Origin of the sequence: Curtobacterium citri (genome assembly GCF_030362955.1) — a bacterium.
Lineage (GTDB): Bacteria > Actinomycetota > Actinomycetes > Actinomycetales > Microbacteriaceae > Curtobacterium > Curtobacterium citri.
In genome coordinates this window covers 369,981-390,917 of sequence record NZ_JAUCML010000001.1, presented here as the reverse complement: position 1 = coordinate 390,917, position 20,937 = coordinate 369,981, and the positions used below count along the sequence as shown (strand labels likewise).

Annotated in this window: 24 protein-coding genes; 11 read left to right on the top strand and 13 right to left on the bottom strand. The window is 71.8% G+C overall.

The window, feature by feature from the left end; translation table 11 throughout:
- Window positions 1–4 precede the first annotated feature (4 nt).
- A complete protein-coding gene (locus tag QUG92_RS01915; RefSeq protein WP_289457479.1) occupies window positions 5–649 on the top strand; it encodes a TNT domain-containing protein in 645 nt (214 codons plus the stop codon).
- A 74-nt stretch (window positions 650–723) separates the two neighbouring features.
- Here QUG92_RS01915 and QUG92_RS01910 read toward each other — a convergent pair whose 3' ends face one another.
- The 3 genes from QUG92_RS01910 to QUG92_RS01900 all read right to left on the bottom strand — a co-directional run bounded on the left by QUG92_RS01910 (window position 724) and on the right by QUG92_RS01900 (window position 2,958).
- Entirely contained in the window at window positions 724–1,335 is a 612-nt protein-coding gene (locus QUG92_RS01910; protein WP_289457478.1) for a DUF805 domain-containing protein, read from the bottom strand.
- Window positions 1,332–1,961, bottom strand: a complete 630-nt coding sequence (locus QUG92_RS01905; RefSeq protein ID WP_289457477.1) for a DUF805 domain-containing protein — start codon at window positions 1,959–1,961, stop codon at window positions 1,332–1,334. Before QUG92_RS01905 ends, QUG92_RS01910 begins: the two co-directional genes overlap by 4 nt.
- A 64-nt stretch (window positions 1,962–2,025) precedes the next feature.
- Window positions 2,026–2,958 carry an NADP-dependent oxidoreductase gene (locus QUG92_RS01900; protein ID WP_289457476.1) on the bottom strand — a complete coding sequence of 311 codons (933 nt, stop codon included), beginning with the start codon at window positions 2,956–2,958 and terminating at the stop codon, window positions 2,026–2,028.
- A gap of 52 nt (window positions 2,959–3,010) precedes the next feature.
- Between QUG92_RS01900 and QUG92_RS01895 the strand changes: the two genes are divergently transcribed.
- The gene (locus tag QUG92_RS01895; protein ID WP_289457475.1) at window positions 3,011–3,691 is read left to right on the top strand and encodes a hypothetical protein; all 681 of its coding nucleotides are present in this window, start codon (window positions 3,011–3,013) and stop codon (window positions 3,689–3,691) included.
- Window positions 3,692–4,298: 607 nt separating this feature from the next.
- Here QUG92_RS01895 and QUG92_RS01890 read toward each other — a convergent pair.
- From QUG92_RS01890 to QUG92_RS01875, 5 genes are all read right to left on the bottom strand, one after another.
- Window positions 4,299–4,550: a hypothetical protein gene (locus QUG92_RS01890; RefSeq protein WP_289457474.1), complete on the bottom strand. Its 252-nt coding sequence runs from the start codon at window positions 4,548–4,550 to the stop codon at window positions 4,299–4,301.
- Window positions 4,543–4,896: an SseB family protein gene (locus QUG92_RS17090; protein WP_353062451.1), complete on the bottom strand. Its 354-nt coding sequence runs from the start codon at window positions 4,894–4,896 to the stop codon at window positions 4,543–4,545. The genes QUG92_RS01890 and QUG92_RS17090 overlap by 8 nt, the downstream gene beginning before the upstream one ends.
- 4 nt (window positions 4,897–4,900) lie before the next feature.
- Window positions 4,901–5,305, bottom strand: coding sequence for a hypothetical protein (locus QUG92_RS01885; RefSeq protein ID WP_289457473.1), 405 nt, complete (start codon window positions 5,303–5,305; stop codon window positions 4,901–4,903).
- A 16-nt stretch (window positions 5,306–5,321) separates the two neighbouring features.
- Window positions 5,322–5,573 carry a hypothetical protein gene (locus QUG92_RS01880; RefSeq protein WP_141718884.1) on the bottom strand — a complete coding sequence of 84 codons (252 nt, stop codon included), beginning with the start codon at window positions 5,571–5,573 and terminating at the stop codon, window positions 5,322–5,324.
- A gap of 141 nt (window positions 5,574–5,714) precedes the next feature.
- Entirely contained in the window at window positions 5,715–5,984 is a 270-nt protein-coding gene (locus tag QUG92_RS01875) for a hypothetical protein (RefSeq protein WP_289457472.1), read from the bottom strand.
- Window positions 5,985–6,567: 583 nt separating this feature from the next.
- Here QUG92_RS01875 and QUG92_RS01870 point away from each other — a divergent pair.
- On the top strand, window positions 6,568–7,209 hold the full coding sequence (locus QUG92_RS01870) for a TNT domain-containing protein (RefSeq protein WP_289457471.1): 642 nt from the start codon (window positions 6,568–6,570) through the stop codon (window positions 7,207–7,209).
- 66 nt (window positions 7,210–7,275) lie between these two features.
- On the opposite strand, the gene QUG92_RS01865 is transcribed toward QUG92_RS01870, so the two are convergent.
- Genes QUG92_RS01865 through QUG92_RS01845 form a run of 5 tightly spaced genes read right to left on the bottom strand, consistent with a single transcriptional unit; the run spans window position 7,276 to window position 11,119 of the window.
- Window positions 7,276–7,836, bottom strand: coding sequence for an Imm61 family immunity protein (locus QUG92_RS01865; protein ID WP_289457470.1), 561 nt, complete (start codon window positions 7,834–7,836; stop codon window positions 7,276–7,278).
- Window positions 7,833–10,055: a TNT domain-containing protein gene (locus QUG92_RS01860; protein ID WP_289457469.1), complete on the bottom strand. Its 2,223-nt coding sequence runs from the start codon at window positions 10,053–10,055 to the stop codon at window positions 7,833–7,835. Before QUG92_RS01860 ends, QUG92_RS01865 begins: the two co-directional genes overlap by 4 nt.
- Window positions 10,052–10,435, bottom strand: a complete 384-nt coding sequence (locus QUG92_RS01855) for a DUF6507 family protein (protein ID WP_289457468.1) — start codon at window positions 10,433–10,435, stop codon at window positions 10,052–10,054. Before QUG92_RS01855 ends, QUG92_RS01860 begins: the two co-directional genes overlap by 4 nt.
- A 1-nt stretch (window position 10,436) precedes the next feature.
- On the bottom strand, window positions 10,437–10,754 hold the full coding sequence (locus QUG92_RS01850; protein WP_069712203.1) for a pore-forming ESAT-6 family protein: 318 nt from the start codon (window positions 10,752–10,754) through the stop codon (window positions 10,437–10,439).
- 29 nt (window positions 10,755–10,783) lie between these two features.
- A complete protein-coding gene (locus QUG92_RS01845) occupies window positions 10,784–11,119 on the bottom strand; it encodes a WXG100 family type VII secretion target (protein ID WP_069712202.1) in 336 nt (111 codons plus the stop codon).
- 159 nt (window positions 11,120–11,278) lie between these two features.
- On the opposite strand from QUG92_RS01845, the gene QUG92_RS01840 reads away from it, so the two are divergent.
- Genes QUG92_RS01840 through QUG92_RS01805 form a run of 8 tightly spaced genes read left to right on the top strand, consistent with a single transcriptional unit; the run spans window position 11,279 to window position 20,872 of the window.
- A complete protein-coding gene (locus QUG92_RS01840) occupies window positions 11,279–12,370 on the top strand; it encodes an FHA domain-containing protein (RefSeq protein WP_182046581.1) in 1,092 nt (363 codons plus the stop codon).
- Window positions 12,367–13,488 (top strand): DUF6177 family protein, encoded by a 1,122-nt coding sequence (locus tag QUG92_RS01835; protein WP_182046582.1) that lies wholly within the window; start codon window positions 12,367–12,369, stop codon window positions 13,486–13,488. The genes QUG92_RS01840 and QUG92_RS01835 overlap by 4 nt, the downstream gene beginning before the upstream one ends.
- Entirely contained in the window at window positions 13,472–13,720 is a 249-nt protein-coding gene (locus tag QUG92_RS01830) for a hypothetical protein (RefSeq protein ID WP_069712200.1), read from the top strand. The genes QUG92_RS01835 and QUG92_RS01830 overlap by 17 nt, the downstream gene beginning before the upstream one ends.
- Window positions 13,717–15,084 (top strand): EsaB/YukD family protein, encoded by a 1,368-nt coding sequence (locus QUG92_RS01825; protein WP_182046583.1) that lies wholly within the window; start codon window positions 13,717–13,719, stop codon window positions 15,082–15,084. Before QUG92_RS01830 ends, QUG92_RS01825 begins: the two co-directional genes overlap by 4 nt.
- A 2-nt stretch (window positions 15,085–15,086) precedes the next feature.
- Window positions 15,087–15,926: a PLP-dependent aminotransferase family protein gene (locus QUG92_RS01820; protein ID WP_289457467.1), complete on the top strand. Its 840-nt coding sequence runs from the start codon at window positions 15,087–15,089 to the stop codon at window positions 15,924–15,926.
- Window positions 15,923–19,954: a type VII secretion protein EccCa gene (gene eccCa, locus QUG92_RS01815; protein ID WP_289457466.1), complete on the top strand. Its 4,032-nt coding sequence runs from the start codon at window positions 15,923–15,925 to the stop codon at window positions 19,952–19,954. Before QUG92_RS01820 ends, eccCa begins: the two co-directional genes overlap by 4 nt.
- A complete protein-coding gene (locus tag QUG92_RS01810) occupies window positions 19,944–20,291 on the top strand; it encodes a hypothetical protein (RefSeq protein ID WP_289457465.1) in 348 nt (115 codons plus the stop codon). The genes eccCa and QUG92_RS01810 overlap by 11 nt, the downstream gene beginning before the upstream one ends.
- A complete protein-coding gene (locus QUG92_RS01805) occupies window positions 20,288–20,872 on the top strand; it encodes a hypothetical protein (protein ID WP_289457464.1) in 585 nt (194 codons plus the stop codon). The genes QUG92_RS01810 and QUG92_RS01805 overlap by 4 nt, the downstream gene beginning before the upstream one ends.
- Window positions 20,873–20,937 lie beyond the last annotated feature (65 nt).

The window sequence follows — 20,937 nt, the reverse complement described above, 5'->3', positions numbered from 1 at the left end:
GCGCATGACGTTCGCGGAGACCCGCCCCATCCTGGACCAGCTCGGCTACACGATCCGCTACGTGCAGCTCCCCGGCGAGACGCTCACCGAGCCGCCGGTCGAGGGGGCGCTCCGCGTCGTCCCCGCCGAGGAGCACGGTGACTTCGCGCTCGAGGTCGTCGACTACGGCACGGCCCGTCGTCTCGCCACGGCGCGCGGCGAGGCCGACGCGGTGGAGATGCTCCGCCGGTTCCTCAACCGGACGTTCCCGGCTCCGCGGGACATCCCCCGGCACGAGCTCGACGGGTTCCGCGACCGTGCGGCCACCACGTACCCGCAGCTCGCGCAGCAGGTGGCGCAGGCCGGTCCGCAGGGGCTCACCATCCAGGTGCCGGCGGGTGTGCCCGTCGACCGCGTCGGCGGTCCGGACGGCTACCTCCTCCACCCGCTCGACACCCCGCTCCCCCAGCGGTCGCTGCCGCCGCACGTCGCGGCAGCGCCCGAGGTGCACCGCTACCTGGTGGAGCGGCCGTTCATGGTCACGGTCACGTTCGTCCAGCCCTGGTTCGACCAGCCGGGAGGCGCGCTCCGCTTCCAGACGGCCGACCGGTCCGTCACGGTGCGCGACCTCGTCGTGGACGGCTCCCTGGTCCGCCTCCGGGTGGTCTGACCGCCGCTCCACCCGCGACACGACGAAGCGGCCCGCCCCTCTCGGGGCGGGCCGCTTCGTCGTCACCCGGTCGGTCAGGCCGGCGGGCGGGGTGCGTCCGGCTGGTCGTACTGCGCCCCGGCGGGGCTCGGCTCGAGGCACCCGAACACGATGCCGGCGATCCCCGCCCCCACGAAGGAGATCAGCCAGAACGGTCCGGCGAGACCGGCGTCGTGCACGCGGCGCCACCCGAGGGCGAGGGACGGGATGAAGGTCGCGAGTCCCCACAGGGCGAGCAGTCCGAGGAACAGGAACGCGACGCCGGGGAACCCACCGGTCGAGGTCGTGGTGCCGTACTCGTCCGTCGTGGTGGCACCGGCCGCCCAGACGATGATGGAAGCGATGTACGCGCCGAGCAGGACCAGCACCACGATGGCGTTCGCCAGGAACCACCACCAGAACTCACTGCGGCTCGCGCGGCCGTCGAAGCGGGCGTACTTCTTCCAGAACCGGGTGAACGCGTCGAGGAATCCCGCTCCGTACCACGGCGCCCAGAGCGGCGGGGCTCCGCTCTCGTCCCGCGGGATCGGGAGCTGCTGCTGGTACTGCGGGTACGGCTGCGGGTAGGGCTGGCCGGACGGCTGCTGCTGGCCGGACTGCTGCGACTGCTGGTACGGGTTCCGGTCGTGCTGCTCGCCGTTCGTCACCGCGATCCCTCCGGTCGGTCGAAGCGGGCGCCCGCGGGCTTGGAGTCGAGCAGGTAGAGGACGAGGAGCGCGATGCCGCCGAAGAACGGGATCAGGCCGAGGAAGAAGAACGGACCCGCGAGGTTCGCGTCGTGCAGTCGGCGCCACGCGAGTGCGATCGAGGGCAGCACGATCGCGAGGATCCACAGGGTCCCCACGTACCCCATGATCAGGTACAGCGCGGACGGCTCGGTGACGACCGTCTCGACGCCGGACGGCGTCGTGTACGTCTCACGGCCGGACCGGGCGAAGCCGACGCCCCAGACCACTCCCAGCACGATGGAGATCCCGACGTTCCAGAGGTAGACCCACCAGAACTCGCTCCGGCTCGCACGCCCGTCGAAGCGGACGTACTTCCTCCAGTAGCGCGCGTACGCCTGGACAAAGCCGATGCCGTACCAGGGCGCCCAGAGCGGAGGGCGCCCGTCCGACCCCACCGGCGCGGAGCGCTCGAACAGCGCCGGGTCCTGCGGCCGGTACTGCGGCGGCTGCTGGTACTGCGGCTGCTGGTACGGCGTCTGCTGGTACTGCGGTGCCGACGATGGCTCGGTCGGTCCCGGTCGGTCGGACGGTCGTTGGTCGCTCACGTGATCCCCCTCGTGGTGTTCGGTCGTGCGACGTACCCGTCGAGTCAACCAGAACCGAGCACCCTCACGGGATCAGTGCGAGCTTCCCGCCCGGGTGCTGCGACTCGAGCACCTCGGCGGCGTCCTTCGCGTCGGCGAGCGGGAACGTGCGCGCCACGGGCACCTCGAGCTGGCCCGACGCGGCGAGGTCGATCAACCGCTGCCGGACCGAGTCCCGGAAGGCCTGGCTCTCCGGCTGCGAACCGCCCACGGCCGCGAACCCGTCCTGCTGCGCGCGGCCGAAGGCCGCGATCGTCACGATGCGGGACCGGTCCGCCACGAGTGCCAGCGAGACGTCGACGGCCTCGTCGGTCCCCACGCAGTCCAGGGCCGCGTCGACACCGGAGGGTGCGAGGTCACGGATGCGCGCCTCCAGGCCGTCGCCGTACGCGACCCACTCGCCGCCGAAGCGGCGGACGGTCTCGGCGTTCCGCTCGGAGGCGGTGCCGATGACGCGCGTGCCGAGCGGACGGAGCAGCTGGAGGACTGCCACGCCCACCGCACCGGACGCACCGTGCACCAGGACGGTGTCGCGTCCCTCGGCGCGGGTGACACGGATCATGTCGGCGGCGGTGGTGCCGGCGAGCAGCAGGTTCGCCGCTTGCGGGTGGTCGAGCGACGCGGGCTTGGCGAAGACGTCGGCGGCGGGGACGGTGATGCGCTCCGCCCAGCCGCCCTCGACGCGGAAGGCCAGGACCTCGTCGCCGACCGCTCCCCCACCCGACGCGATCTCGGTGTCGGGGCCGATCGCGCTGAGGACGCCGGAGACCTCGTAGCCGACCGGGATCGGCAGGTCGGCCGGGTCGCCCTGGCGGGTGTGCTTCGTGTCGGCGGGGTTCATGCCGGCGGCGCGGACGTCGATCGTGACCTCGCCGGTGCCGGGGGCGGGCACCTCGGTGCCGACGTACTCGAGGACCTCGCTGCCGCCGAACTCGGGGGCGACCCAGTGCTTCGTCATGAGGGGGACGGTACGCCGCTATCCTGCTGGCGTGACGAGCCGCGATCGGGCCATGAGTCTCCAGTTCACGTTCCGGCACGACGGGGCGCTGCTCCTCGAGCTCATGCGGGACTGGTACGACGCCATCGACTCGGCGGTCGTGCACGTCGACGACGAGGACCGGATCCGGGCAGTGCTCCGATGGTGGATCGCGTCTGCACCGCCGGTCGCGCAACGACGCGCATCGTTCCCCGCGTGGAAGAAGTTCGGATCCGGTCCGGCGTATGCCATCAGGGTCACGAAGGAACGCAGTGACGATGCGGTGCAGCTCGGCCAGGGCTCAGACGCCGCGTCGAGAGGCTTCGAGAAGTGCCTCGCACACGGGCCGGTGGACCCGACATCGCCAGCGGCCGAGTCCTTCGTCGGTGCAGTCGCGCAGGGCGCGCCGCGGCTCTTCCGTACCGGCCAGCAGCGCGCCGAGAAGCGGCTGGCCGGCGGGATCTACATGGAAGTCCTCCGCCGCTACCTCGAGGAGATGCAGCACTTCGTCGACGCCAGCGACCAGAACCACGCTTACCACGAGGTGCGGGCTGGCATCGGTTCGATCCTCGACGACGAGCGCTACCTGACGCTCTCGCCGCGGGGCGAGGTACGAGCGCTGTACGCGGCGCTGATGGCGGAGCAGAGCAATCTGTACCAGTGGTACATGGATCTGGCGAAGGGCGGGAACCAGTGGTCCCGGGGCGCTCGCTGACCGAAGCTGCCCGTCGCCACACTCCGACGACAGGTTCTCCGTGGGCCGCTCAGATCAACGCTTGTCCTTACTCCGACGCCATTCGATGAGACTCACTGAAGCGTTCACCCGAGACACGAAGTCCTTCAAAGCCGACTCGTAGTCGGCGTGTTCGTGCACGGCTTCTTCCGACGCTCGTTCGTCGGTCGTCGAGACCACCCAACGCCCGTCAACCTCGTAGATGGATGACACATTCATGTCGTTGTGCGGGGCACGCAGCCAGTTGAAGCCGATTCCCGCGGACTCCGCCACGACCAAGTGTCGCGTTGCATCGATCTCGTCCGTGTGCCATGTCCTTCCTGGTCCAACTCGCGTGACAGGCCCAGTACTTCGAGCGTCTCTACCGGCAGGGGAAGCCTGATCTGGATCCCGCCGCCGGGACCGGCGAACCGGGCGGAGCCAGCAATCTCGCGCTGCAAGGTCGTCATGGCCGCTTTCTACCGGTCCCACTCTCGAAGGAGTTCAGCGGTCTCGAGGAGGACCTGTCGTCCTCTCGAAAGGGTGCGCTTCCGACAGCAGAGCGGGTAGCGCGTCTCCGCTGAGCGGTGCCTTTCGCAGGCCGCACCGATCAGGAAGAACTCTGCACGATGTCGGCGGCAATGGCGTCGGCAAGCTCCCGGTCGATCACGTGCGGATGGTTCAGCCCGTACTCCCACCAAGACTGACACATCCCGCAGCGATAGAGATGACATTGGTACTCGAGACTCACACCGATCAATTTCGGCTGGTCGGAGTGAGAGATCCAGAACTCACGGCAGTACTTACAACCCTGGTCGCGGAATGGCGTCACATCCTGCATCAGCAGCGCCCGTTCACGCACCAGGACTCGGCGCACTAGCCACTATCGCCTCGACAACTCCGGGGTCGACCTGGAAACCGTCCGGGTACCCGGCGTCCACCACGATGCCGGTCCCCGGTCGCGCGCGACGCAGGACATCGAGACCACTCATTGTCGTGACGTAAGGCGCTAGGTCGCCAAGTGATGACGCACGTTCGAGCACTGAGAACACGGCCATGTAGGACACATCCCCGACTGGATAGATCACAGGCTGGAACTCCCCTCGACCATCCTGCAGGGCCGCGCCTGACGGAACGAGAACCTGTGCGGCAACGAACGCGCCGAGAAGCCCACGGAAGTCGATTCCGCCCGCCCGGGCAGACTGCACAGCATCAGCGAGACGTTGAGGTGCCTTGCCGTCTGACACGTTGACTCCTTGCTCTCGCCCTCGTTCGACCGTAGACGAGGACGGGCTCCCAGTGCCCGCTGTCGAGTAGCTTGAAGACCACGGGACCAGGAGGCATCGGCACAGTACCGTCCACCACGAACTCGCGCGTCTCGTTGACGAAGAAGTCTCCGACGATCTTCACCGCCGTTCGACCGCCTGGCACGAAATGCTCCGCCCCTCCTGCACCGATGATCGTCGGTAGACGAGCTGTGGGCGCGTCAACAGGCACGATCACACCGAAGAGATCGCCGCCGGTCTGCCAGGCATTCATCACTGACGGCGCCATCCCGGACTCGATGCTCGCGCTCGATGCGTCGGTCACTCGGAGGTCGCCGGTTTCGGGCGTCATGGAGATCGAACGGACCTCAGATGACACCCCGGTCGAGGAGCCGCTGTTGCATGCGCAGGAGGCGCACGTACTTCTCCAATGCCTCAGATTCATCGTCGAAGTACCGGATACCGTCCGCCGATCCGCGCTCCGACGTCACGTAGACCCTGAACCTGTTGTCGACCTCGTCCACGACTACTCGATTCGGTGCCGCATGAGGGTCGGCGAACCACACGCCTGCGTCGAGCCCCTCCCGCGCGATCAGAGATCTCACCTCTGCCCTGCTCATTGAATCCTCTCGATCAGTCTTGGCTCCCCGAGCAGTTCAACGGTCAATGGCATCTGCATCTGCAGACCGACGCCGGGATGAACCATCCGTTCCGGTGGCCGGTGCTGCTCACCGAGATCACCCAGGGTGGCGTCGCCAGGCTCAACGACCAAGGAGCCTCTTGCGGAGTTCTCCGTACCGAACGAGCCCCTGGACACGGCTCACGAAGTCGTCCACGGCCGCTCGGCGGTCGACGTAGTCGTGCACGGATTCCTCCGTGGCTCGTTCGTCCGTCGTTGACACTCGCCAACCGTGGATCGTCTCGTAGATGCAGGCAGTGTTCACATCGTTCGAGGGCTGTTCCATCCAGCGGAAGGGGACGCCTGCGGCCTCCGCCGAGGAGAGCTCGCGCGTGGCGTCGATGTCATCCATGGGATTCCTGCTTCTCGTCATCAAGGGAGTTCGCGGAGTATGCCGAGGACCTGCAGGAGCTCGACGGGCAGTGCGAGTTGCACTCGCACTGCCCGTCCAGGAGAACCGAAGCGATCAACTGCTGCAAGCTCGCCTGGGTAGGTCTCGAGCGTCTCCAGGTCATCTGCGGTCTTGCCTCGACCTTGGAGGAACGCGTCAATCAGTTCCTTGTGGTCACCGTCGAGCGAATCGTACGCACCTCGGAGGTCACCGACACCGCGCGGGACTTCGTACTGGTGGTACTGCCGTCCATCTTCGAGGTGCCGAACTCGGGGGCGACCCAGTGCTTCGTCAGGAGGTGGACGGTGCGCCGCGAGTCTGCTTGCGTGAGGAACCTCCGTCGACCGCTTCGCGCGGGGAACGAGCCTCTGCGTGGCTGCGCGCTGCGTCGATGACCAACGAATGTCCTCGCCCCCAGGGTCCGCCGACTTCGTGAGCGCGCTCGTTCCCCAGAGCCGCGCCAGCAGCAGACCAGCCGCTCCGACGACGGCTACCCGTTGCTGGGCCCGTTGGGTGACGTTTCAGCAGTCGCTACGCTGATCGGGTGGCATTCTCTTCGCTCCGCGAGCAACTCGATCGCTCCGGGTTCACCGCACGGTTCGTCGCGCTTCCCGGTGACGTCCTTGACGGGCCACCGTTGGAAGGGGCGCTCCGCATCGAGCCGTCCGAAGCTGGCTTCGAGTTGCAGTGCGTGGACTACGGCCAGGCGCGGCTGATCGGACGCGCAGAGGACGAGGACAGCGCAGCGGAGATGCTGCGGACCTTCCTCCGCCGGCCGATCCCTGCGCCCCGGGTGATGACACGCCGTGAACTCGACACCCTCCGAGACTCGTCTGAGCGGTACCTCCCCGCACTGACCGGACAGATCCAGTCCAGCGGCGGTGCGGTCCTCATTCAGCTCCCCCCAGGAATTCCCGTGGACCGAGTCGGTGGTCCCGACGGCTGGCTGTTCAACCCGTACGCTGCATCATTCGAATCGCGAGCGCTTCCGCCGACAGCGCTGTCACTGCCCTCGACCGTCCACCCGTACGTGACGATGGACAACGTCCTCGTTCACGCCCAGATAACACTGCCCTGGTTCGGGCATCCCGGCGGCGCCATCCGCTTCTCGATCGCCGAGGGTGCAGAGACGATTCGTGACCTGCTCGTCAGCGGCGCGCTGCAGAGGATCGTGGTTCAGGACTGAACCGACGAGATCGCGATGCTTCCGTCACTCATGGCAGCATCGCGCTGTGCCGCGCGCTCCAGCGGATCAGCGGGACGACCGGGGCTCACAGCGCGAAGTAGGCGACACCGCGGCCGCAAACGCTGCGCGTGCATCGAGCTGGAGCGCGCAGTCTTCGATCTCATCCACGCGCATCCGCGCAACAGTCGAGAAGTGCAAGGCAGAGACGGTCGGGCGGGGGCCGCCGAATCGGGCGCAGCGTTCGATACCGGAAGCCGCCCAGGTGAGAAGGACGCCGTCGCCGTCTGGTTGCAATGTGAACCCCTCCGACAGCTCATGCTCTTGGTCTGGGAGCCAGTGCGCGATGGGTAGGCCGAGGGCGTCACGGATGTACCCGCACGCGTCCGTGACGATCCAGCGTTCCGCGTCTGCGGCCGACTCGAAACGTGTACCGGTCAGCGCACCCGACCCCCGACTGCCACGCCATTCGATCACCTCGCCGTTCGACAGTGTGTATCGCTGCAGCGTTTCGTAGTCGCCGTACTGCACTCGCTGCGGCTCGCAGATGACGAGGTCGTTCCCCGCTCTCCGCAGCACGTCCTCAAGCAGGTCGAGGTCACCGAATCTCCCCGCTCCGTGCACGGTCATGACAGGATCCCTTCATCCCTGAGCTGCTTCACGGAGTAGAACTGCAGCGGATCTCCCGGCCTGAAGAACCGCACCTGCAGTCCACCGCCGGGATGTCCGAACGCCGGAGCGATCTTGCTGACCTCGATCTTCAGCCCCTTGCCTTCGAACGCGGCGGCATCGAAGTCGTACTTCGAGTACACATCGCTGAGGTTGGACGGCGGCAACGCACGCTCTTCGAACGATGTCCCAGGGAAGGAGAAGAAGTTCCCGGACTCCTTGCCGAGCCGGTCCAGCTGCGAACCGTACTGCTGCACGAACAACTGCGGGTCCGTCCAGTCGACGCGGTGGCCGGCAACAGCTCCCGCGTTGCCCGGGTACTCCGGCGCGTAGGACTGGTACTGCCCGTTCCAGTCGATGTACCGGTCTTCCCAGTCATCCCGGGTGAGGTAGTTCCCGTCGGCGTCCTTGCCGTATGCGCCGTTCGGGTTGCCCCAGTCATCGACGATCGCCCGGACCTCGTCGCTCATCCCGGAGCCCGTGTAGTTCGGGTCGTCCGGCGGTCGGTACTGCTCACCGAGATCACCCAGGTGAAGATGCGGCTGACCGTAATCGGCCCGCAGTCCGTCCCCTCGGATCGTGTCGTCGCGCTCCCAACCGGGTCCGCTGGCATCGTCGGAGAACACCGGGTCAGTGGACCGATCGTACTGGCGCGGGGGCGGCGGGTCGCCGGCTCCGGCATCAGTTCCGTGCGCACGGCTACCGGAGGATCCCCCGGACCGGTCCGTCGGCGCATCGGTCCCGTGACCACCGCCTCCACTCGATCCCGAGTCGGAGCCGCCGCCGTGGACCGCGGCGCTCTCACCGTGCCCGCCACCGACCAACGCCGGTTCAGGCACTGGCGCCGGCGCGTTCGACTCCGCGCTGTTCGTGCGGGCGTGCGCATCAGCACCAACCGACGCGTCCGCGTTCCCCTCGGTCCGCACCGGAGGCCCGTCGGCTCTGCTCTCCGCGTCGACGTGCGTCCCCTGCCGCCACTCCTTCAGGTTCGTCGTGAAGTCGGCGATCCTCGTCGCAAACCCGTCCGACACGTGTTCGAAGCCGCGTCCGAGCACCGAATTCAGATCGGTGAGCTTCGGCAGGACCTTCGTCAGGCCCTTCGACGCCCAGGCCCCGGCATCCGCGAGTTCGAGCAGCCGGTCGGCCTTGCTGATCCCCGACGCGATCGATCCGACCTTGCCGGCCGTGCCGGCCTTGCCCGCGACGTTCGCCACGGGGATGAGGATCGATCCGACGTTCCAGAGGGACTCACCGAACGCGGTCCCGGGGTCGTCAGCCCACTTGTCCCAGGCGACCGTGCCCTTCCCCATCGCCTTCCACGTCTCGCCGGCGAGGTCGCCGTCACCCCACTCGCCGGTCTCCTTGTCGTAGCCGACCAGCCCACCGAGGCTCTGCCACGTGTCCGTGAAGTTGTCCGCGCTCCACTTCCAGTCGCGGATGCCGACCAGTTCGCCGAGCCCGCCGACGGTCCCCACGAGGACGCCGTCCCACACGACGCCCTTGACCATCTTCGGCAGGAACCACGTCGTCTTCTCAGCGCAGGACTCCTTGCGCGACTCCGCCGTCCCCCACGGCAGCTCGGTGTTCATCGGGAGCTCGTCGTACCCGTAACCCAGCGACTCGTCGCCAGACGCGCCGATCGCGTGCAGCGGCGGCAGGCCGTTGAGGGCTCGGATCGCGTTCGCGCACTTCCGCTCCGCCGCCTGGTACTCGACGACGCGGTTCGCCAGACCGTTGATGATGTCGTTGTTCTCGCCGTTGAGGGTCTCGTCCTGGTCCCACGACTCGGTCTGCGTGACCGGTCCGTCCATCGTCTGGATCGTGACCGGCTGGAACGCCGCGACGTCGCGCACCAGCTGCTCCGCGCGGACCTTGTACGCCTTGAGCTTCGCGACGATCGGGGTGACCTCGTCGACGAAGTCGTCGAGTGCGCCCGCGGCGGTGTCGAGGTCGTCCCCGAACGTGGTGCCCTGCGGCCCGATCGGGGTCATGACCGCGAAGAGCTCCTGGTCACTCGGCCCCTCGTACGAGCCGGAGATGCGCCCCCACGCGGTGACGATGTCCGCCGTCCCGTCACGGACCGCGGACGCGACCGTGCGGAGCTTCGTCGCGCCGCTCGTGATGCCACTGAGCACGACGTCGGTGTAGGGGATCTGCCCCGGTTCGACGACCGCGTTCACCGGTCGAACATCCCGTCGAAGGCGTCGAACTTCCCGTCCGAGGCAGCCGCGACCGCGTTCGCCTGCGCCGTCTCAGCACCCATCTCGTCGTCCCCCTGCACGATCGCCTGCGTGGCGCCCGCCGCGCCGTAGAGCGATGCCCTGATCCGGTCCTGGATCCCGGTCAGCGTGGCCTGCCGCTCCTCGAAGAACCCGGCGAGCGCTTCACCGATCACCGGGGACTGCGCCGCCGTCGCAGCGTCCTGCACGACCGCGCCGACGCCCTGCACGGATCCGTCCTCGGACCCGCCCAGGGCGTCGGTCATCGTCGTGCTCTTCGACGCGACGTCCTGCAGGACGGCCTCGACCCCCGCGGGGTCGACCCGCCAGCCGTCGACCACGTCAGCCGATGTTGCCGACGGCCGACTTCGCCTTGCTGATCGCCGACTGCGCCGACTCGTCGTTCGACTGCAGCGAGGAGCGCAGTGTGGCGATGATCTGCTTGACCTCGCCCGCGACGGTGTTCCACCGCTGTTCCTTGGCGTGGTACTCGTCCGACACCCCGTCGGCCTGGTAGTCCGCCATCGCGGCCTTGACGTCGGAGTCGCGCTGGGCGATGAGCGCCTCGAGCTGCGCCGCGACGGCGTTGAAGTTGTCCTGCGCGTTCTGCGACGCCGCCACGTCGTAGTCGCGACGATCTGCCTGGTTTCCACCGCTCATGGTGTGTCCTCCCTCTCCCCGGAGATCCGTCAGGCGCGACCGCTGAAGCGGGCCGCGTCGAAGTTGGAGCTGCCCTCGAGCGAGCTCGTGGACTGCGCCATGTCCTGGTCGCCCTCCTGGAAGGAGCGGTCCATGCCGGAGATGCCCTGCAGGACGCTCGCGAGGGCGCCGTTCAGCTCGTTGGCGATGGTGTCCGTCTCGGCCTTGAAGCGGTCGAAGGCGGCACGGCCGGCACCGTTGAACCGGCCCTGGAGCGGTTCGGCCGAGTCGGCGAGGCGACGGACGAGCGTGCCGAGGTCCCCCGAGGCGCCGGACGTCTGCTTGGTCAGGTTGGTGAGGACCTGGGCCCCCATGGCGAACTTCATCGCGCATCCTCTCTGTCTGTTCCGTCATCCGTACTCCGGACGACGGCTCTTCCCCCACCCCGTGAACGGGTGACAGCGAACGCCAACACCATAGTCCACAGGCCAGCACGAGTCACCCCCTCGGTCTGACATGATCGACGTGCCGATGGGAGGTGAGGCATGTCGTTCGTCGTCGAGACGGTCGTCCCCGTGACGACCTGCGGGCGGTGCGGCGCGCCGTCGTCGCCCGGGCAACGGTTCTGCACCGACTGCGGTGCGCTGCTCGGCCGCACGGTGAGCGGCGCCGAGCACGACGCACTGCGCGACGTGGTCGTCGCGACCACGGGAGCCGTCACCCTGGCCCGCCTGCTCGACGTCGTGACCTGCCTGCTCGGCGGTGCGCTCGGCGCACTCCTCCTCGTCCTCGCGCACGCGGTCGTGTCGCCGGCCGGACCCGTCGTGTCCCTCGTGGTGGGTGGCGTGGTGGGCGTCGTCGTGACGGCCGCGGTCGTGGTGGGCCGCGCCTCCAGGACGGGGCGTGGACCGGGTGGGCTGGTCCTGCGGACCCGCGTCGTCGACGTCGACGACGCGCTGCCGGCCGGACCCTCCACGCAGTTGGGTCGTCTCCGACGTGGCCCGCACCACGTCGCCGCCGCCGGGCCCTGGGCCCGCGCGACCGGCACGCTGACCGCGTCCCTCCGTCGCGGACGTGATCCGCTGACGCCGTCGCTCCCGCCGCTCGGCACCGCCTTCGGCGCCGTCGCCGCGGCAGGGGTCCGCCCCGTCTCCGCACCGGCACACGACGCCGACGGCCGGACGGGAGGCCCGGGTGCGGCCCTCCACGACACCACCCGTCGCGCGGGTGGTGCGGACGGCACCACGGTCGGCCCCGCGACCGCCGCGTCGCCCGCGGCACCACCGACCGAGCCGGCGCCCGACGACGCCGTCGTGCTGCGCTTCGAATCGGGCACCGTGCACTGGTTCCACGGCACGTGCGTCGTCGGGCGCAACCCCGAGGCCGAGCCCGGCATCGCGGTCGTCGCGGTGCCCGACCTCTCGCGCACCCTGTCCAAGACGCACGTCGCCCTCGTGCAGTCGGGCAGCGGACTCCTCGTCCGCGACCTCGGTTCGACGAACGGCACGTCGGTGGTCCGCGCGGACTCCTCCTTCGAGGACCTCGTGGCCGGGGTCGACCTGGCCGTGTCGGCGGGCACGACCGTGCGCATCGGCGACCACGCGTTCGTCGTGGACCGGATCGGGAGCCCCTCGTGACCGCGTGGCTCGACCGACCCCGCCGGAAGGACGCCCGGGACGACCGGCCCGAGGCCCCGCACCCGCTGGTGGACTCGGCGGGTGACGGCAGCATCCGCACCGAGAGCCGCGCGGCCGTCGTCCGCCTCGGCCGCGCCCAGGCAGACCTGCTCGGACGGGCGGCGACCGAGGGGGCTCGCCCCGTGCTCGTCACCGACGGACTGTCCGTGCTGACCGAGGCCTACCGCCAGGCGCTGACCGACGCGGGCGGCGCGTGGGCGGTCCGCGGCGACGACGGCCTGCGCAACGGGCTCGACGGCGGACGGCTCGAGCACTTCACCGACGCCCTGCGGCTGCCGCCGCCGACGAGCGTCGAGGACGTCGCGGTCGGGTTCCTCCGGCCGCAGGAGCTCCGCACCGAACAGCTCGTCGTGTCGGTCTCCGTCCGACACCGTGCCGCTGCGGAGACCGTGCTCGGCACGACCGCCGAGCTGCTCGCGACCGAGCTCGCCGGCGGGGCACCGTCGGGGTGGGGCACCCACGAGCCGGCCGGACGCCCGTGGGACCGTCGCGCCCTCACGGAGGCGGCGCGGAGTCGCATGCCGGACCCGACCCGGCTGGTGGTCGTCGGCTCCGCGGACGCGCCCGTCGCCCTCACCGTCACGGCCCAGCGCACCGACCTCGGCGTCGAGGAGCTCACGACCGGGCTCCTGGCGGTCGGACCGGTCGGCGGCGACGTGACGGCCGTCCGGGTCGCCGCGGTGCCGCAGGTGCTCGGCCGGCTCGCCGCCGCGCAGCTGCCGCTCTTCGCGCTCGTCCTCCGCCGCCCCGGGCGTGCGGACCTCGCCCAGGCACCGCGCCTGGCCGCCGCCCCGCGTCCCGTCGCGATGCTGCTCGGCGCCCCGGCCGTGCGGGACCTCGGCCTCGACGTCGAGGTGTTCCGCGAGCGCTTCGGCGCGATCGTGGCGGGCAAGCCCCGGATCCCCGCGCTCGTCCTGCCGTTCGGCCGACGCGACGGCGCGGACGCCGTCGAGGAGCTGGCCGCGGTCGTCGAGCACGTCGGCGCGGACCGCGTGGCCGATGCGGTCGGCCTGGACGACCGGACGAGGGAAGAGGTACGCCGTGCCACGGAACAGTGACGCCGTCCTGCTCGAGAGCGTCGCGACGCACCGACGCCGGCTGCGGCAGGCGTTCGTGCTCGGCCGCCTCGCCGACCGACGGGTCGTGAACGACAACGTGAAGCGCTTCGTCGGGAGCATCGTGCTCGCCGCGGTCGTCGGCGTCGGGTGCCTCGGGTACTCCTTCGTCACGAACGCGCTCGCCGAGCAGGCGGCCGCCCAGCAACGACAGCAACAGGAGATCGTCAAGTGACCGACTTCACCCGGGTGACCGTCGTCGGGGTCGGGCGTCGTGCCGACGTCGTCGTCGCCTCCGACGAGCCCTTCGCAGGGCTGCTGCCGCGGTTCGTCGACATCCTCGACGAGCCCGTGGCGGACAGCGCGCAGCCGGTGGCGATCGTCCGCGTGACCGGGGAGGAGGTCTCCCTCGCCGAGGACGCCGCCGCGCAGGAGATCGCCGACGGCGAGGTCCTGCACCTGGTCCGTCGCGCGGACGCACCGCCGCCGCCCGAGGTGTCCGACGTGACCGACGCCGTGGCCGACTCGCTCGGCCGTCGGCAGGACGGCTGGGGCGATGCCGCGCGTCAGGCCGTCGCCGCCGTGGCCCTCGGGGCGTCGGCGTCCGTGGCCGGGCTGCTGCTCGTGGCCGTCTCCACCGTCGCGAGCATCCGTGCGGCGCTGGCCGGCGGGTCGGCGTCGCCGGCGGTGGTGCCCGCGGTGCTCGTCGTGCTCGGCGTGGTCCTGGCGCTGGCGGCGGTCGTCGCCGGCCGCGCGGGCGCTCGGTGGACCGGCATCGCCTGCACCGCCGCGGCGACCGGCCTCGGCCTGCCGCTGGGACTCGCCGTCGGGCCGCTCGTCGGTCGTGACGGCGACGGTCCGGCGATGACCGCTGCGGTGGTGCTCGTCTGGGTGTGGCTCGCGCTCGGACTCGGCCTCGGGGTCGGAGCGCGGAACCGCTCGGTCGGAGTCGCGTCGGTCGTCGGTGTCGTGCTGCCCGCACTCGGCATGGTCGCGTGGACCACACCGGCCCCGCAGGCGGCCGGCTGGGGTGTCGTCGCGGTCGCCGCCGTCGCGGTGTGCGGCCTGCTGCCCGCCGTCGCGATGTCGTCGGCGGGACTGACCGGACTCGACGACCAGGTCGGTTCCGGCACCAGGGTGCAGCGCGAGCGCGTCGTCCGGGCCCTCGACGACTCCTACCGCGCGCTCGACTGGACGACCGCCGCGGTCGCCGCACCGCTGGCACTGTCCGGCGCAGCGCTCCTGGCCGACGGCGACCCGTGGGCCGTCGGGCTCGGGACGGCGACGGTGCTCGTGGCGGCCCTGCGCACCCGCGCGTTCCCGCTCGCGCTGCAGGGCGTGCTGCTCTGGAGCGCCGTGCTCGTCGCCGCGGTCCTCGGACTCGTCGCACACGCCGTCACGCATCCGGTCCTCGTGCTCGCGCTCCTGGCGGGCGTCGCCGTCCTCGGTGCGGTGCTGGCCGGCGTCCGACCGGCGGCGCACACCCGGGCTCGCCTGCGCTCGGCCGGCAACGTCCTCGAGACGATCGCGGTGGTCGTCCTGCTCCCCCTGCTGCTCGGGACCTTCGGGCTGTTCGAGGCACTCCTGGAGACGTTCTGACGATGCGACTCATCGACGACGTGGTGCCCGCGCTCGGCCGGGCGTTCTTCGGCAGTGTCGCCGGCGGCGCACGCGAGCTCGACGACGCCCACCGCGCGATCTGCCAGGGCGTCCCCACGAGCCGCCGCATCGCCTTCGCCTCGCTGCGCGGGGGCACCGGCTGCTCGGCCACCGCGGCCGCGGTCGCGACGGTGCTCGCCCGTCGGCGCCCCGGACGTGTCCTCGGCGTCGACGGCGCGGCCGGGTCCCGGTCCTTCGCGGCGTACGCGGGATCGCCCGACACGGACCCGACGCCCGCGTCGGACCGCCGCCGGGTGGCACGCACGTCGTGGGACGCCCTCGACGGTCTGCCCGTCACCCCGGCGGGCCTGCACGTGCTCCGCACCGGCGACCCGCGCAGCCCGTCACGACAGGCCTCGCCGTCCGAGTGGGCGGCGGCGGTCGACCCGATCGCACGCTTCTTCGACGTCGTCGTCGGCGACTGGGGATCGCGGTCCCCCTTCGTCGACCTCGGGTCGGTGGCGGCGGACGCACACGTGGTCGCCCTCGTGACCGGTGCCGACCGCGCCGGCATCGAGGAGGGCGTCGCCCACGCCGAGGCCGTCCGACGGCACGCCGAGGGCACGCGCGTCCTCGTCGTCCCGGTGGACACCACGGGGACGGGCCTCCGCGCGGCCCGGACGGCGGCGGGCTGGCCGGGGCACGAGGTCCACCCCGTGGCGTCGGACCCGTCGCGCGCCGGCGGAACCCGACCCGCAGCCGTCCGCACGGCCCTCGTCCACCTGACCGCGGCCCTCGTCGACGCCGCCGTCGGTCGCCCCGCTCCGGAGGCACACCGGTGAACCGCATCGTGCACCGCCCCGCCCGCGTGTCCACGCCGCTCGTGCGACCGGAGGCCGAGCAGCTGGCACCGCCGCCGCAGCTCCCCGAGGGTCCGAGCGGCGGCCTGCCGCTGCAGTCCCTGCTGCCCGTCGTCGGCGCGGTGTCGTCCGTGGTGATGATGGTGGTGCTCCGCGGCAACAACCCGGTGCTCATGGTCGTCGCGGCGCTCGTCTTCGTCGTCGCCCTCGTCGGCGGACTCGGCATGGCCTTCACGCAGCGCGGCAACGCCGTCCGCAACCGTCGGACGCAGCGCGAGCGGTACCTCGACCACCTCGAGGAGCTCCGCGGCGACCTCCGCGCACGGACGACGGCGGTCCGTGAGCGGGCCGAGCACGTCGACCCGGCGCCGGAGACGCTGCCGCGCGTGGTCGCCGACCCCGCACGCCTCTGGGAGCGACGGCGGACGCACGGCGACTTCCTGCGCGTCCGGGTCGGCTCCGGTGACGTCGGCTGGCTCGACCTCGTGGTCCCGCCGGACCAGAACCCGGTGCAGCCGCTCGACCCGCTGATGCTCGCCGAGCTCGAACAGGTCGCCGAGCACTACGGCACGGTCCACGCCATGCCGATCACCGTCCGTCTCGACGAGGCCGGCGACGTCTCGGTGGTCGGCGACCGGCAGGCCGTGCTCGCCGTCGCCCGGGCCCTGACGGTCCAGCTCGCGGCGCTGCACTCCCCCGAGGACCTCCACCTCGCCGCGGCCTTCAGCGAGGAGCGCGCCGCGGACTGGGCCTGGTTCGACCTGCTGCCGCACGCCCGCATGGACCGGACCTTCGACGGACCGGTGCGGGCCCGCCGGGTCGCGCCGGACGTGCCCTCGCTGGCGCGCGTCCTCGGTGGCGAGCTCGGCGAACGGGCCCGCTCGGCGGCGATGTGGCGACGGTCCGGCAACGCCGGACGCCGGAGCGACCTGCCGCGTCTGGTGGTCGTCGCCGACGAGCACGGCGGCGTCGCCGTACCGCTCGCGCTGCCCGAGGGCGAGACCCGGCCGGAGGACCTGCGGGTCACCGTCGTGCACCTGGTCGCGGACCGCCTCCACGAGCCGTCCGACGTCCGTGTCCGCATCACGGCGACGAGCCAGCCGGCAGACGACGCAGCCCGCGAGCGGACGACCCTCGAGATCGTCGACGCGCGGGACGTCGAGGAGGGCGAACCCGCTCCCGTCCAGCCGGCGGTCTGCGACCCGGTGTCCCCGTCCCTCGCGACCGCCGTGGCCCGCGCACTCGCGCCGCTGCGCCTGTCCGCCGACGCCGAGGAGCGCGCCGAGTCGGCGACCGCGCTCGGCGTGCAGGACCTGCTCGGCGTGACCGACGTCACCGCCGTCGACCCGGACCGCACCTGGCGTCCGCGCACCCCGCGGTACTTCCTCCGGGTGCCGATCGGCGTCGACGACTTCGGCGCCCCGCTGCTGCTCGACCTCAAGGAGTCGGCCCAGCTCGGCATGGGCCCGCACGGCATCTGCATCGGCGCGACCGGCTCCGGCAAGAGCGAGATGCTCCGGACGCTCGTCCTCGGCCTGGCGGTGTCGCACCCGCCGGAGGACCTCGCGATGATCCTCGTCGACTACAAGGGCGGCGCCGCGTTCGCGCCGTTCGCCCGGTTGCCCCACGTCGCCGGCCTCATCGACAACCTCGCCGACGACCCCCAGCTCACCCGTCGGGCCCGGGCGTCGATCGCCGGCGAGGTCCGGCGACGCCAGGAGCTGCTCCGCGACGCGGGCTCCTCGCCGTCGATCACCCACTACCGCGAGCTGCGCACCCGTCGCCCGGACCTCCCGCCGATGCCGCACCTGCTCCTCGTGATCGACGAGTTCGGCGAGCTCCTCACCGCCGAGCCGGAGTTCGTCGACCTGCTCCTCATGATAGGCCGCATCGGGCGGTCGATCGGCGTGCACCTGCTCCTGTCGAGCCAGCGCATCGAGGCGGGGAAGCTCCGGGGGCTCGACACCTACCTGTCGTACCGGCTCGGTCTCCGTACGTTCTCGGAGGCCGAGAGCCAGGTCGTGCTCGACACCGGCGACGCCTTCCACCTGCCGGCCGTCCCCGGCTACGGGTACCTGAAGGTCGACACGAGCGTCTACACGCGCTTCCGGTCGGGCTACGTCTCCGGCCCCGTCGACGAGGCCGTCCCCACCGCGGTGACCGCGGCGCAGGACGACGCCCCGGAGCCCTTCGAGCTCCCCGTCCACAACACGGTCGCCGCCGAGGACGACGGCCCGGTCGAGGCCGTGCTCGAGACGCCCGACGTCGGTCGGAGCGTCGTGGACGAGGTGGTGGAACGCCTGGCCCGTGCCGACCGCGCGACGGCCCCCGTCTGGCTCCCCCCGCTCCCCGACCGGCTGGCGCTCGGCGCGGTGCTCGACCCGCAGGCCCCGACCGACCCCGCGGGACTCGCCGTGCCGATCGGCCTCCTCGATGACCCCGCCCGACAGCGGCAGCGGCCGTGGGTGCTCGACCTCACGCAGGGCGGCGGCCACGTCGCCGTGATCGGTGCGCCGGGGTCCGGCCGGACCACGTTCCTCCGCACCGTCGCGGCGTCCGTTGCGCTGACCACGACGCCCCGCCAGGTGAGCGTGTACGGCATGGACCTCTCCGGTGGCGGGCTCGGGCGGCTCGAGGGCTTCCCGCACGTCGGCGGCGTCGCCACGCGGGCCGACCGCAACCGGCTCCTGCGCCTCGTCGAGGAGCTCCAGGCGATGATCCGCCTCCGCGAGCGCGTGTTCCGCGACCACGGCATCGACTCGCTCGCGATGCTCCGCACCCGGCACGCCGCCGGTCGCGTCCCGGAGCTCGGCTCGGCGGACGTCGTGCTGCTCGTCGACGGGTACGGCGCGATGCGCACGGAGTTCGAGGAGCTCGAGGACGCCTTCGGCGACCTGCTGCAGCGCGGTGGGAGCTTCGGCATCCACGTCGTGCTCGGCCTCACGCGGTGGAACGAGCTGCGCCTGGCCAACCAACCGCTCGTCGGGCAGCGCGTCGAGCTCCGGCTCAACGACCCCGCCGACTCCACGATCGCGCGCGCCGCGGCCGCGACCCTGAAGTCCGGCGAGCCGGGCCGTGTCCTCACGGGCGACGAGCGGTTCGGCCAGGTGGCGCTGCCGGTGCTCGACGACGTCGACGACGACGCCGTCGGAGACGCCCTCGAGGCGCTCGCCCGACGCGTGGCGGACAGCTGGGGCGGACCGGCGGCGGCGCCGATCCGACTGCTCCCGGAGTCGTTCGACCCCGCGGAGCTGCCCGACCCGCTCGCCGTGCCCGACGCGGTCCCCTTCGCGCTCCGGCAGGACACCATGGAGTTCGTCGCGTTCGACCCCGCGCAGGACCAGCACCTGCTGGTGTTCGGGGACACCCGGAGCGGCAAGACCTCGCTGCTCCGCGGGCTCGCCGCCGGGTTCGTGGAGCGCGCCACGCCAGACGAGCTCGTGCTGGCGTTCATGGACGTCCGCGGTGCGGCCGCCGCGGGCACGCCGGACGAGTTCCTCGGCGGGCACGCCGCCAACGGCCGTGACGCCCGGGGGCTCGCAGCGGCCATCGCGGCAGAGCTCGAACAGCGCGCCGCCGGGACCTCGACGGGCCCGCGGCCCCGCATCGTGGTGCTCGTGGACGACTACGACATCGTGGCGTCCGCCGGCACCGACCCGCTCGCTCCCCTGGTGCCCTACCTGCCGTCCGCGCGCGACCTCGGTCTGCACCTCGTGCTGACCCGACCGGTCGCCGGTGCGGCCCGTGCCGTGTACGACTCCGTGCTGCAGTCCGTGCGCGACTCCGGCGCGGCCGGACTGGTGCTCAGCGGCGAGCGGTCGGAGGGGCAGGTGTTCCCCAAGGTGTACGCCGAGCAGTTCCCGCCGGGACGCGGCCGACTGGTCCGTCGCGGGACACCGCCGCGGATCGTGCAGGTCGCCCACTTCCCCGCGGCGGCACCCGAGGCTGCCGGTGCGACCGGTGCCGCGACCACCGTCCTCGACCCGAAGGGAGCGGCCGATGCCCCGTGACCTGCTCGTGCTCTCCACCACGGCGCCGTCGCTCGTGGACTTCGTGAACGCCGGCGCCTCGGTCGACCCGGAACTGCGCGTCCGGTCGCTGGACGGCGACGCCGTGGTCGAGGTCGTCGACGACCACGGCACCGCGCACGTCAGCGTGCAGCACCCGGAACGGGTCGACAACCAGGAGGAGGTCCGGCGCCTCGCGCCGTGGACCACACTGCGGGCGCCGCTGTGGTGGACCGAGGCCTGGGCGCCCTGGGGCGCGCACGGCGAGGTCGGCGTCGCGATCGTCCGCGCCCTCGCGGCCGAGGTCGACGGCGAACTGCTCGTGGAGGACGGCTCGTGACCGGACTCCCCCCGGTCCCCGGCACCCGCCGGGCAGCCGTCCAGCGCGCTCGCACCGTGCTCGTCGCCGGGGTGTCCGGCGGAACGGGCACGACGACGGTCGCCGCCCTCCTCGTCGACGCGGCCGGTGCACGGCGCGGTGCGGTCGTGCAGGCCTCGGACCACTCCGGCGGCGAGCTCGCGTCACGGCTGCCCCGGCTCGACCCGGCGACCACGCGCGACGCGGTGCACGACGCCGGCGCGCACGTGCTCCCCGCCGCACACCTGGCGGCGGCACCGGAGAACGCGCTCGTGGTCGTCGGACGCGCGTCCGACGAGGGTGCAGCGGACGCCGTCGCCGCGCTCGACACCGCCGCCACGGCCGACCCGTCGCTGCCCGCCCGCACGGTCGTCGTCCTCGTGGACCGCACGGCACGCGGCACCGCACCGGACCTCGGCACGCTGCGTGCCCGTGGCGTCGGCGCGGTCGTGGTCCTGCGGCGGGACCCGGCGCTCGGCCGCCCCGGCCGCATCGACCCCGGGCGACTCGCCCGTGCGACGGTCGAGGCCGCCGGGGCGGTCCTCACCGCACTCCGCTGGTGACGGCCGCCCTCGACGAGGGCCTCGCGACGCCGGTGACTCCCCGAGACGCCCGCAGGTCGACGAGA